This window comes from Streptomyces atratus (assembly GCF_040655115.1).
Lineage (GTDB): Bacteria > Actinomycetota > Actinomycetes > Streptomycetales > Streptomycetaceae > Streptomyces > Streptomyces atratus_D.
Window position 1 is genome coordinate 1 of record NZ_JBFAJH010000071.1, and the last position, 12174, is coordinate 12174.

9 protein-coding genes and 3 pseudogenes are annotated in these 12174 nt (G+C 68.0%); 7 read left to right on the plus strand and 5 right to left on the minus strand.

Going from position 1 to position 12174, the window contains the following annotated elements:
• A pseudogene (locus AB0I23_RS37730) lies at positions 1-196 on the minus strand (integrase core domain-containing protein); the annotation flags it as partial.
• Between the two features lie 183 nt (positions 197-379).
• Positions 380-1396 carry a LacI family DNA-binding transcriptional regulator gene (locus AB0I23_RS37735; protein WP_359116970.1) on the minus strand — a complete coding sequence of 339 codons (1017 nt, stop codon included), beginning with the start codon at positions 1394-1396 and terminating at the stop codon, positions 380-382.
• Between the two features lie 231 nt (positions 1397-1627).
• Between AB0I23_RS37735 and AB0I23_RS37740 the strand changes: the two genes are divergently transcribed.
• From AB0I23_RS37740 to AB0I23_RS37760, 5 genes are all read left to right on the plus strand, one after another.
• Positions 1628-2995, plus strand: coding sequence for an extracellular solute-binding protein (locus AB0I23_RS37740; RefSeq protein WP_359116973.1), 1368 nt, complete (start codon positions 1628-1630; stop codon positions 2993-2995).
• Between the two features lie 108 nt (positions 2996-3103).
• Positions 3104-4012 (plus strand): carbohydrate ABC transporter permease, encoded by a 909-nt coding sequence (locus AB0I23_RS37745; protein ID WP_359116976.1) that lies wholly within the window; start codon positions 3104-3106, stop codon positions 4010-4012.
• 2 nt (positions 4013-4014) lie between these two features.
• The gene (locus tag AB0I23_RS37750) at positions 4015-4905 is read left to right on the plus strand and encodes a carbohydrate ABC transporter permease (RefSeq protein WP_359116979.1); all 891 of its coding nucleotides are present in this window, start codon (positions 4015-4017) and stop codon (positions 4903-4905) included.
• 60 nt (positions 4906-4965) lie between these two features.
• Entirely contained in the window at positions 4966-6165 is a 1200-nt protein-coding gene (locus AB0I23_RS37755; RefSeq protein WP_359116982.1) for a sialidase family protein, read from the plus strand.
• Positions 6166-6202: 37 nt separating this feature from the next.
• Positions 6203-8050 carry a glycoside hydrolase family 2 protein gene (locus AB0I23_RS37760; protein ID WP_359116985.1) on the plus strand — a complete coding sequence of 616 codons (1848 nt, stop codon included), beginning with the start codon at positions 6203-6205 and terminating at the stop codon, positions 8048-8050.
• Positions 8051-8436: 386 nt separating this feature from the next.
• On the opposite strand, the pseudogene AB0I23_RS37765 reads toward AB0I23_RS37760, so the two are convergent.
• Positions 8437-8933: pseudogene (locus AB0I23_RS37765) on the minus strand (integrase core domain-containing protein); the annotation flags it as partial.
• A 168-nt stretch (positions 8934-9101) separates the two neighbouring features.
• On the opposite strand from AB0I23_RS37765, the gene map reads away from it, so the two are divergent.
• Positions 9102-9884: a type I methionyl aminopeptidase gene (gene map, locus AB0I23_RS37770; RefSeq protein ID WP_359116988.1), complete on the plus strand. Its 783-nt coding sequence runs from the start codon at positions 9102-9104 to the stop codon at positions 9882-9884.
• Positions 9885-10124: 240 nt separating this feature from the next.
• Here the strand turns inward: map and AB0I23_RS37775 are convergent, their stop codons facing one another.
• Complete coding sequence (locus tag AB0I23_RS37775; RefSeq protein WP_359116991.1) at positions 10125-10319, minus strand: hypothetical protein; 195 nt, start codon at positions 10317-10319, stop codon at positions 10125-10127.
• A 60-nt stretch (positions 10320-10379) separates the two neighbouring features.
• On the opposite strand from AB0I23_RS37775, the pseudogene AB0I23_RS37780 reads away from it, so the two are divergent.
• A pseudogene (locus AB0I23_RS37780) lies at positions 10380-11266 on the plus strand (IS5 family transposase).
• Between the two features lie 73 nt (positions 11267-11339).
• Here the strand turns inward: AB0I23_RS37780 and AB0I23_RS37785 are convergent.
• Positions 11340-11792 (minus strand): hypothetical protein, encoded by a 453-nt coding sequence (locus tag AB0I23_RS37785; protein ID WP_359116993.1) that lies wholly within the window; start codon positions 11790-11792, stop codon positions 11340-11342.
• Positions 11793-12174 lie beyond the last annotated feature (382 nt).

Genomic DNA, 12174 nt, shown 5'->3' on the forward strand with positions numbered 1-12174 from the left:
TTATCAGGTGTGAGAGCGCGGCGAACCACAGGCGGTCGGCTGGTTCGTAGCGTAGGCGTGGGACGTGTCGGCGCAGGACCGCGTTCTCGTGGCGCAGCACCAGCAACTCCGCGTCCTTCGTGACGTCACGCCGCAGCAGCAACGCGGGCAGCGACAGCAGGCGGCGGGTGACGGCGTACACCGTGGACAGGATCACGAAACATGATCCCAGACGCAGAGCCGCTGCTCAGGGTCCTGTGCTCCCGGTTCTTTGCAGCGACGGGCTTCAAGCAGGGCGACGATTCGTGTTTTGGAGCCCCACAGGCACCACTCGCCCTCACCGGCCGAACCAGCCACACCGCGAATGACCACGGCAGCTGCGGGCGGAGGCAGTTGACGGTCAGAGTGCCGGGCGCGTGCTCTCCCGCACTACTAGCTCGTACCCCGCGGTGAGCCGCGAGTGCGGCGCCAGCGCGCCCGCGTCGATCCTGCGCATCAGCGCGTCCACGGCCAGCTCCGCGATGCCCCCCTTGTCGGGGGCGACGGTGGTCAGGGACGGCACGCTGTAGCGGGACTCCTCCACGTCGTCGAAGCCGACCACAGCCAGGTCCTGCGGCACCCGTACGCCGTGGTCGTGCGCGGCGCGCAGCGCGCCCGAGGCCAGCAGGTCGTTGAAGCAGAAGACGGCGTCCGGCGGGTCGTCGAGAGCGAGCAGCGCATGCATCGCTTCGGCCCCTGCTCTGCGCGTGAACTCCCTGGTGTCCGGGGCCAGTCGAGGGTCGTGCGGGACTCCGGCCGCATGCAGCGCGGTCAGGTAACCGTGCATGCGCTGGACCGTGGTCGCATGGGCGAGCCCCGCGGGCTGCCCGATGGCGGCGACACGGCGACGGCCGAGGGAAAGCAGGTGGTCGGTGGCCTCGCGGGCAGCGGCCGCATTGTCGATCAGTACGTGGTCGGCGGGGATCTCGTAGGACCGCTCACCCAACAGGACCAGTGGAACGCGACGTTCACGGGCGCCGAGAACCTGCTCGTCGAGCCGGAGCGGGCTGAGCAGGACCCCGTCGATGAGCGGATCACTGAGCCCGCAGGCGATGCGCAACTCCTCCGCCGGGTCGCCGCCGGTGTCCTCGATGAGTACGGTGCAGCCCCGCTTCTTCGCGGCTGCGATGACCTGCGCGGCCAGCTCCGCGAAGTAGGGCGACACGAGCTCCGGGACGGCGAGCGCGATGATTCCGCTGCGTCCGGTGCGCAAGTGGCGGGCGGAGGCGTTCGGCTGGTAGTCCAGCTCCGCGATGACGCGCAGGACCCTCTCGCGGGTCCGGTCGGCGACTTTCGCCTCGCCGCGGACGACGTTCGACACCGTTTTGATCGACACCCCGGCGCGCTCCGCGACGTCCTTCAGGCGACTGCCTGCCACGCGGTCCCCCCTCCCTCGACACCTGGAGTGTACGCCATGTTCCAACGTTGCAATCATCGAATGCCGAACTCGCCCGGGCCATCCACCGCAGGAAGTTCGCGCCGGGGTGTTGACGCCGCATTACACGCCCGATACAACGTTGTAACCGCAACGGATAGCCCAGCAGCGCGGCTGCCAATGCCCCCTATTCCAACGTTGTACTCCACATCTGCCGCGGAAGGACACCTGCCCATGCGGGACCGCATACCGCCCCCTCCGTCCCCCGTCCCGTCCCGCCGCCGCGTGCTGCGCGGGACGCTGGCGCTCGGCGCGACGGGCGCCAGCGCGCTCGCCGCCGGCTGCGGCAGCACGCTGGCGCAGGGGTTCACCGGCGGCGCACCCGAGCCGTCCCGGCTGAACTTCTGGAATCCGTTCACCGGCGGTGACGGCGAGCGGATGCTGGCCATGCAGGAGTTCTTCCGCACCACACACCGATCGGTCGACCTAAGATCGGCGACCTTCCTGTGGGGCAACCCCTATTACACGAAGCTGACCCTCGCCACGCTCGGAGGCCGCCCTCCGCAGGTCGCGGTCACCCATCTGTCGAAGGTACCCACGCTCGTCGAGGCGGGTCTGCTCACCGAGTTGCACAGCGCCGACCTGGCTCGGCACGGACTCACCCCCGACCGGTTCGACGCGCGCCCCTGGAGGAAGTCGCAGGTCGACGGCGTGCTGCACGCCGTGCCGATCGACACGCATCCGTTCGTGCTGTACTTCCGTACGGACATCGCCGAGAAGGCTGGACTCCTCGACGGACAGGGCCGATTGACGGACCTGGACGGCCCCGACGCCTTCATCGAAGCAATGCGCGCGGCGAAGGAAGTAACCGGCGCCTGGGGCGGTTCGATCGCCTCGGTGAAGGACGCCTCGACCCAGTTTCGCCTGTTCTGGTCACTGTACCGGCAGCTCGGCGGTGGAGATCTCGTCGCCGACCGGGGCCGACGGGTCGTCGTCGACACGGCGGCCGCCGCCGAGGCGCTCTCCTATATGCGCCGTCTCACCAAGGAGAAGGTGGTGCCGCCTGCCGCCGACGGACAGGGCGGCGCCATCACCCTCCTCAACACCGGCAAGGCCGGCTTCCTGATGGACGGCGTCTGGCAGGTCCTCGCGGTGAAGTCCGCGAAGGTGAAGTTCGACATGCGGCCGCTGCCCCGGATCTTCAAGGACGCCCCCTACGCCTGCGCTGCGGACTCGCACGCCCTGGTGCTGCCGAAGGCGCCTTCCGAGAAGGCCCAACGCCTCGACATGTCACTGGAGTTCATCGCCTCGATGCTGCACTCCAGCAACCTGTGGGCCGAGGGCGGCCATGTGCCCGCCTGGCTGCCGACGCAGCGTTCGCGCACCTACCAGGAGCTGATGCCGCAGTCGCACTACGCCACGGCCGCCGACGGCGCGGTCTACGATCCGGCCGCCTGGTACGGCGGCGCGGGCAGCACCCTGCAGCAGGTGGTGGGGGACGCGGCGACCTCCGTGTTCACCGGGGCCACCGGCCCCACGGCGGGCGCCGAACGGATCCGCCGCGAACTGCGTGAACTGGCAGCACGGCCCGCGCCGGTCTGACCCATCCGTGCGGTCCTCGTCGGCGCGACCGGCCGGATCGCGCCGCCTCAATTCAGCTCCGCTCCACCCGCCCCTGGATTCCGTACGTCTTGACCGAAAGGCCGGCCCGTGGCCACGACGACCGCTCTTCCCCCGCCATCCAGCCGAGGCGACCGCTGGGCGGGCCCGGGGATGCTGCTGCCCTTTGCCCTCTTCTATCTGGTGTTCCTGGTGGGCCCGCTGGTCTATGCCGTAATCGCCGGGTTCTTCGAAACGAGCCTGCTCAAGAGCGGCCTCGGAGACTTCGCCGGCTGGTCCAACTACGCCTCGGTTCTCGGTGATTCCGAGTTCTGGCGGACCCTGCGCAACACCCTGCGGTTCACGGTCCTGACGACCGTGCCGCTGGTGCTGCTCAGTCTCGTACTCGCGCTGCTCGCGGACCGTTTCATGCGCGGCCGGTGGTTCTTCCGGTTCGCCTTCTTCGCGCCGTTCGTGCTGCCGTCCGCGGTGGTGTCGCTGCTGTTCATGTTCATCTACGCCGACCAGGTGGGCCTGGCCCAGTCGGTGGCCACCTCGCTCGGCGTGGACTCCCCGCCGTCCTGGCTGGGCGATCCGGACTGGGCGATGGTGTCCATCACGGTAGCCACCGTGTGGTGGACAATCGGCTTCAACTTCGTGCTGTACCTGGCCGGTCTGCAGGAGGTGCCGCGCGAGGTGCACGAGGCCGCCGCAGTCGACGGGGCCGGACCCTGGCAGCGCATCCGCCTGGTCGTTGTCCCAATGCTGGGCCGTACGACGACGCTGGTCACGGTCCTGCAGGTGATCGCCTCGCTGAAGGTCTTCGACCAGATCTACATGATGACGGGCGGCGGCCCCGACGGCAGCACCCGCCCCTCGCTCCAGCTGATCTACGACACCGGCTTCGTCGAGGGCCGCGTGGGCTATGCCTCGACCGTGTCGCTGCTGCTGTTCATGGTGATCCTGTTCGTCTCCCTCGTCTGGTTCGCCTTGGTCCGCCGCGCCGAGAAGGAGAACTGACCATGACCTCGATCGCCGACCGCCCCGTGACGGACCGCCTCCCGGCTGCCACCGACCCGCCGAAGCGGCGCTACGACGTGGAGCGTCTGTTCAACCGGGTGGCGCTCGGCGTGCTGATCGCTTTTGCGCTGCTGTGGCTGGTGCCGCTGGCCTGGGCGCTCGCCACCTCGATACGGCCCGCGCAGGAGGTCGTTACCGACCCAACTGGGTGGTTCACTGCGCATCCGACGCTCGCCGCGTACGGGGAGATCTTCGACGCGGGCAAGCTGCCCTACTGGTACGCGAACAGCTTCATCACTTCGGTCCTGACCACACTGTTCACGGTCGTACTTGCCTCGCTGGCGGCGTTCGCGCTGTCGCAGACCCGGTTCCGGGCGCGCCGGGCCGCGTTCGTCCTGCTGCTCGCCGGGATCATGGTCCCGGGGCAGGTTCTGATGATCCCGCAGTTCCTCGCGCTGCAGTCGGCGGGGCTGCTCAACACCTACTGGGGTGTGATCCTGCCCCAGGTCCCGAACGTCGTCGCCGTCTTCGTCTTCAAGCAGTTCTTCGACGGGATCCCGCGCGAGCTGATCGACGCGGCGCGTGCAGACGGCGCGGGCTGGCTGCGTACTTACGCGCAGATCGTGATGCCAGTCTCCCGGCCAGCCGTCTCCGCTGTGACGATCTTCGTGTTCGTCGGCGTGTGGAACAACTTCCTGTGGCCGCTGCTCGTCGTCACCGACCCGGAGATGATGACGCTGCCCGTCGGACTGACCTCCGTCCAGGACGTGTTCGGCGTCCCCTACGCCCAGCTCATGGCCTCCGCCGTGCTCGGCGCGATCCCGCTGCTCGCGGTGTTCGCACTCTTCCAGCGCCGCATCGTCGAGGGCATCGCCGGCACCGGCCTCAAGTGACCCGCTGCCCCCCACCACCGGCCCGATCAGCCCCAGTTGTCCACCCTTCAGGAGAGATCTATGTCGGCGCATCACTCCGCACGACCGGCCTCGCTCCGCACTGCCACCCTGCTGCCTCTGCTGCTCGCTCTCCTGGCCGGGCTGGTCGTCGCGCAGACCGGCACCCCGGCCGCCGCCGCGACCGGGACCCTCCTGCGCGACGGCACGGGTCTGTACCCCCGCGCCATCCGACTCGCTCACAGCGGCGACGCCAACGGCCGCGTCCTGGCCTCGGTCGTCGCTTTCTCCGGCAACAACGGCCTCGGCGCCGTCCACGAGAGCACCGACGGCGGCGCCTCGTTCCGCGAGGTCGGCACGGTCAGTGACCCCGAGGCCGCGGCCGGGCAGGGTCTGTGTTGCTCGACCCTGTACGAACTCCCGCAGCGGATCGGCTCCCTGCCCGCGGGCACCTTGCTGTGGGCCGCATCGGTCGGCCAGGACGAGCCGAACCGGCGCATGGCGCTGCGCGTCTTCAAGAGCAACGACATCGGCCGCAGCTGGAACTACCTCTCGACAATCGCCACGGCGCCGGATACCAAGGGTCTGTGGGAGCCGGAATTCTCCGTCGCCGCCTCAGGCGCCCTGGTCGCGCACTACTCCGACGAGACCGACCCTGCCCACAGCCAGAAGCTGGTGGCAGCCCGCACCGCCGACGGGCTGCACTGGACCGGGCGCCACGACACCATCGCCAGCACACTCGCCTCCGACCGCCCCGGCATGGCGGTAGTCCGCAGGATCGGCGACGGCACATATGTGATGTCGTACGAGATCTGCGCGGCCGCGGGCCGGTACGTCTGCGTCGTGCATTACCGCACCTCCCCCGACGGCTGGAACTGGGGCGACCCCGCCTACCTGGGCATCCGCCCGGAGACCACCGACGGCAAGTACTTCAAGCACGCGCCGAACCTGGCCTGGGCGCCCGAGGCGGGCAACCCAAAGGGCCGGCTCTTCCTCGTCGGCCAGGTCATGTACAACCGTGACGGCAGCCGGGCCGAGGGAAGCGGACGCACGGTCTGGGTCAACAGCGCTGGCGCCTCGGGAAGTTGGCGTGCGATGCCCGCGCCGGTCACGGTCGAGTCGACGACCGTCGACTACTGCCCCAATTACAGCTCCAGCCTGCTGCCCTCCCCCGACGGCACCCGCCTGCTCCAGATCGCCACGGACTGGGCCGGCTCCGTCTGCAAGCCCTACTTCGCCACCAGCTCAGTTCCCGCCCCGTGAACCCTGAGCACCCCACTCGCACCACCTGCTGTGAAGGATGAACATGCACCAGTCGCCCAAGCCGGAGTACCCGCGCCCGCAGTGCGTTCGCCCCGACTGGCTGAACCTCAACGGTGAGTGGCAGTTCGAGATCGACCGCGGCGATTCGGGACTGGAGCGCGGCCTGCGGACCCGGGAGCTCACCGACCGCATCGTCGTGCCCTTCGCACCGGAGTCACGGGCCTCGGGCATCGAGGACACCGACTTCCTGCATGCCGTTTGGTATCGCCGCGACGTGATCGTCCCCGACGCCTGGGCCGGCCGCGACGTACTCCTGCACCTGGGAGCCGTGGACCACGATGCGACGGTCTGGGTGAACGACGTCGAGGTCGCACGCCACCGCGGCGGCTTCAGCTCGTTCACCGCCTCACTCAGGGGAGTCGCGGCGGCGGGCGAGACGGCGACCATCGTCGTCCGGGCCCGCGACACCCCGTCGGAGCCGCAGGCCCGCGGCAAGCAGGCCACCTGGTACGGCAACACGGGCTGCCACTACACCCGCACCACAGGCATCTGGCAGACCGTATGGCTGGAGCCAGTGCCCCGCGCGCACATCAGCTCGCTGAACATCGTCCCCCAACGCGCCGCCAGCAGCTTCCACATCACCGCCGAGCTCTCGCACCGCACCGCTGGCCTCACGCTCGAAGCCGTACTGACCGACGAGGCCGGCGACGTGTGCGTGGCCGCCGTGCCCGCGGACGACCTCGCACCTGGCCTCACCCTGCCGGTCCCGGCCGGCCGGGTCCGCCTGTGGTCACCGCAGGACCCCCACCTGTACGGGCTGCGCCTTCGCCTCACCCAAGACGGCGAGGTGATCGACGAGGTCGGCTCGTACGCAGGCCTCCGATCGGTCGCGATCAACGGCAACCGAATCCTCCTCAACGGCCAACCCGTGTTCCAGCGTCTCGTCCTCGACCAGGGCTACTGGCCCGACACCCTGATGACCTCGCCCAGCGACGACGCCCTGCGCCGGGACATCGAACTCGCCATGGCCGCCGGCTTCAACGGAGCGCGACTCCACCAGAAGGTCTTCGAGGAGCGCTTCTACTACCACGCCGACCGCCTGGGCTACCTCGTCTGGGGCGAGTTCGGGGACTGGGGCACATCCGGACAGGGACCGGCAGGCAACAACCAGCAACCCACCGCCTCCTTCGTCGCTCAGTGGCTCGAAGTGCTGCGCCGCGACCGCAGCCACCCGTCGATCATCGGCTGGTGCCCACTCAACGAGACCCACCAGCTCCTCCACGACCGACTCACTCAACTCGACGACGTGACCCTCGCGATGTACTTGGCCACCAAGGCCGCCGACCCGAGCCGCCCGGTCGTCGACGCGTCCGGCTACGCCCACCGCGTACGCGGTGCCGATGTCTACGACTCCCACTCCTACGAACAGGACCCGGAAGCCTTCCGCCGCGAACAGTCCGGCCTGCGGGACGGCCGTCCATACCTCAACGAACTGGACGGTGTGGCCATGTCCTATTCCTACGCGGGCCAGCCGTTCTTCGTGTCCGAGTACGGCGGCATCTGGTGGAACCCGCAGCGCCTCGGCGAGGACCAGCAGTCCGCGGACGACCCGGGCCGGGCCGACTCATGGGGGTACGGCCAGCGGGTCGAGAGCGTCGAAGCATGGCACGAGCGCTTCGAGGGCCTGACCCGCGTCCTTCTCGACAACCCCGACATGTTCGGCTACTGCTACACGCAGCTGGCCGACACCTTCCAGGAGGAGAACGGCCTCTACGACTTCGACCGAAAGCCGAAGTTCGACATCGACCGGATCCGCGCGTTCCAGACCACCGAGGCGGCCTACGAACGAGCGGGAGGGGATCGGGGGACGGCCTTCCGCTCGTAGCGCCGCGGCTGTGACGGCAAAGGACGTCGAGGGAGCACCTACCTCCCTGGCACATGCCCCGTCCACGCAGGAACATCGAGCATCGCACGCCGTGTGGAGAGTCGCCGCCGGGTCAGGGCAAGTTCCGCCGCGAACAGCGAGGATTCGCGGCGGGTCCACCGGTGTGCGTCAGGGAATTGCACCGTGGTTCGGGTAAAACACGATCCCCCGGCCACCGGGCTGGTATCCCCCGCCGTGCTGGAGGGGGAACACCGCGAGGACACGCGACGGGACCCACGGTCGAGCGCATCACCCCAGATCAGCGCACCCGACCCCGGGGTTTCTGGGCCGCCTGCGGCATCGCCGGAGCGGGGAGCCGGCCGCCGGCCGGACCGGTGATGCCGCAATTCGCGCCAGCTCGGGCCGGTGCGGCGCCGGGCCGAGCTGATGCCGGCCGCGTGCAGGATTTCCCAGACCGTGGACGGTGCGATCGGATGCCCCAGCCGGGCCGGCTCGCCCTGGATCCGCCGGTGGCCCGCCGCGGGTTCTCCTTTGCCAGACGCAGAACCAGCTTCTTGAGCGCGGCGGCCGTGGGAGGACGGCCGGTGCGGCGTCGGTCGGCGTGGTCCCACTTCTTGGCGATCGGCCTGCGGTGCCAGGCCAGCAGCGTCCCCGGTGTGACCGGGAAGACACAGCTCCAGCGGCGTATCAGCGACGACAGCGCGGCCAGCCAGAACCGGTCCGCGGGCTCGTAACGGACCGGACCGGCGAGTTGCCGTCGCAGCACCGTGTTCTCGTGCCGCAGCACCAGCAGTTCGGCGTCCTTGGCCGTGTCTCGGCGCAGCAGGACCACAGGCACGGACAGCAACGCCCGGGTGGCCCGGTATAGCAGCGAGATGATCACTGGTGCAGCATCCCAGCCACCGCCGAGGGGCCTTGCACGCGAGCTCCCACCTGCAGCAATGACTTTACGAGCCCCACACGACCCGGGCTTCGTCCGGCCGGCGACGCCAATTCTAATACCGGTATAGTAAGGCCGGTATAGTTATTGGTTGCGTGAGAAGGGCATCGCATGATCGAAATCCTTAACCCCACCCTGCTGGTCCGGGCAAAAACCACCGGCGCCCTGGTCGGTGACATCCTGCAGACACTGAAGAGCCGTAGCACGATCGGCACGAACCTTCTGGACATCGACCGGTGGGCCGAGAAAATGATCGTCGAGGCGGGAGCGTCGTCCTGCTACGTCGACTATGAGCCCTCCTTCGGACGCGGCCCGTTCGGCCACTACATCTGCACGGCCCTCAACGACGCCGTGCTCCACGGACGCCCGTACGACTACACGCTTACCAACGGCGATCTGCTGACACTCGACCTCGCCGTCTCCAAGGGCGGAGTCGCTGCCGACGCTGCCATCAGCTTCATCGTGGGCGATGCACATCCCCCAGAGAGCGTCGCGATGATCAGTGCAACCGAACGCGCACTGGCCGCTGGGATCGCCGCTGCCGGGCCCAGGGCCCGCATCGGCGACATCTCCCATGCCATCGGCACAGTCCTCAGCGAGGCCGGGTACCCGATCAACACCGAGTTCGGAGGGCATGGCATCGGATCAACGATGCACCAGGACCCGCACGTTGCGAACACCGGACGGCCTGGCCGTGGATACAAACTGCGCCCTGGGCTGCTGCTGGCACTGGAGCCGTGGGTCATGGCGGACACCGCTGAACTGGTCACTGATGCTGACGGGTGGACGCTCCGAAGTGCGACAGGCTGCCGGACAGCACACAGCGAGCACACGATCGCTATCACCGACGACGGAGCCGAAATCCTCACCTTGCCGAAGCAAACGCAGCCATGAGAAATGACCCCACAGGCCCGCAGACACCGGGCGAGGTTCTGGCACACATTCCGTGAAAGATCTAGCTAATGATCACTAACGGATTTGTCACAGCCCACCGCCGATGCCAGCTCTATCCCCTCCCCGCCTGGACACAACCCCTCGTACACGCCGCCCGCATCCACGGTCGCTTGAAGGACCGAGCGCCGGACAGCCCACTCTTCCCCCTCATCACCGTCCAGAAAGGCGAACAACTCCGCCTCACCGCAACAGGAATCCGCTACCGCCTGAAGCCCACACCGTAGAAGGCGACACCAGCCGCACCATCCCCAACCATCGGCACCCAGCCCCTGCCACCACAGCCCCGACCAGCGACAACACACCCCGCGCCATACCGACCGGCAACCAACTGACCCGCACCATCACCAAAAACGTCAGCACCAGATCGGCATCCATGACAGCAGTCGAGCCACCCACGACAACCCACTGAACAGCAAAGAGCCCGCTACTCACTCACTGACATCACAACGCCGAACCACCACCGACAAAAACCCGCAGATCATCAAGGTGATCGACGGGATTCTGCACCGCGTGAGGACCGGGGTTCATTGGCGCGATCTGCCGGAGCGGTTCGGGCCGTGGAAGACTGTGTACGAGCGCCATCGGCTGTGGTCGGCCGACGGTACTTGGGAACGGCTACTGCAGCGAGTCCAGGCCGTGGCCGACGCAGCCGGTGAGAAGGACTGGGACATCTCGGTGGACTCCACCACCGTGCGTGCCCACCAGCACGCGGCTGGCGCCCGCACCGGGCCGCCGCCGACGCTCACCGACTCAAAAGGGGACGAGTCGCTGGAACACCAGGACAAAACTCCGTGGCAGAGCCTCGTCGGCCGACTGGTGGAGGTGGTGCGGGAGGCGAGGGCCTGGGCCGCTCGCGCGGCGGCTTCACCAGCAAGATCCACCTGAGCGCGGACGGCTTCTGCCGCCCGCTGTCCCTGATCGTCACACCGGGGCAGCGGGCGGACTGCACCCAGTTCGTTCCGGTGCTGGAGAAGATCCGGGTTCCCCGGCTCGGGTCGGGCGGGCCCCGCAAGAAGCCCGACAGCATCGCGGCCGACAAGGCCTACAGCAACGGTCCCTGCCGTGAGTACCTGCGGCGGCGCGGCATCCGACACACGATCCCGGAGAAGGCCGACAGTCGGGCCGCCCGCCTGCGCAAAGGATCGCGCGGCGGACGGCCACCGGGCTTCGACGAGAACCGGTACAAGAAGCGCAACACCGTCGAGAGGGCCATCAACAAGCTGAAGAACTCCCGCGCCGTCGCGACCCGCTATGACAAGCGCGGCTACGTCTTCCTCGGGACCGTCACCGTCGCATCGCTCGTCATCTGGTTGCGGTCCTGACGAGCACTGAGACTGGTCACCATCCCAGATCGGCGGGGCGCTGATGTCCGCACGGCACGACTCTGCCGTTCTGTCAGTTGTAGGGGTGCGGAACGTCGTAGTCCCAGCCGCACTCTACTTCGAGCCCGTTGTCCACCCGGCACTCCCGCACCTCGAATGGCTGATAGGTATCGAGATTATTGCGAGGCTGGGAGAAAGTCCGTGTCGTCTCGTTGAGATATCCAGAAGCGCCGAATACGGCCGACCCGCTCGTACTGCCGTCGATGAAACGCCAACGGAAGTAGACTCGTGCGCTGGCACCGTCCGACACAGAGTCTCTGATTGTAACGGTCGCGACTGAGGTCCCGCCCGGGGCGCCGTAGTCGAAGCTTCCGTGTGCATATGCCCCTACGACGTCGGCCTGGGTGCCAGTTGCGGTCCAGTTCGTAGCTGCAAAGGCGGGATTGGCGCTGGCCAACGTCCCCGCCAGCGCAAGAGTTACGCCGGAGGCGGCGAGGGCTGCTTTGCGCGAAATTCTCGATATCACGTTTCTCCTTCTTCTCGATCAATAAGAGCCGAGAACTGTAGGTTTCGGATTGTGCGTTTGACGCCCCGTGCTAGAGGGGCCGCAGATGACATTTCAGGGCCGCGTGGTTCAGGTGACGTGGTTTATCGCATGATGCCGAGGGCGGTCAGTGGTCAAGGCCTGACAAAGTGGCGGGTCATCCGGTTGGTGACGGTCTGTGGCGAGCTGGCCGGCCCGGAGGTGAAGCCGTCGATCACCTGCCGGTGATCGCGCCACCGTCCGCACCGACCGTTTGCTCACCGGCAGGAACGGCCGCAGCCGCTCCCACTCCGCGTCCGACAGATCACCACGTTCGCCCCGCCCCATGCGCGGGATAACGATCCGACCCGACAGTCACATGATC

Excerpts from the sequence above, each read along its gene's own strand:
- AB0I23_RS37750 (WP_359116979.1), top strand. The coding sequence starts at position 4,015 with ATGACCTCGATCGCCGACCGCCCCGTGACGGACCGCCTCCCGGCTGCC.
- AB0I23_RS37775 (WP_359116991.1), bottom strand. The coding sequence starts at position 10,319 with ATGGATGCCGATCTGGTGCTGACGTTTTTGGTGATGGTGCGGGTCAGT.
- AB0I23_RS37755 (WP_359116982.1), top strand. The coding sequence starts at position 4,966 with ATGTCGGCGCATCACTCCGCACGACCGGCCTCGCTCCGCACTGCCACC.
- AB0I23_RS37760 (WP_359116985.1), top strand. The coding sequence starts at position 6,203 with ATGAACATGCACCAGTCGCCCAAGCCGGAGTACCCGCGCCCGCAGTGC.
- map (WP_359116988.1), top strand. The coding sequence starts at position 9,102 with ATGATCGAAATCCTTAACCCCACCCTGCTGGTCCGGGCAAAAACCACC.
- AB0I23_RS37740 (WP_359116973.1), top strand. The coding sequence starts at position 1,628 with ATGCGGGACCGCATACCGCCCCCTCCGTCCCCCGTCCCGTCCCGCCGC.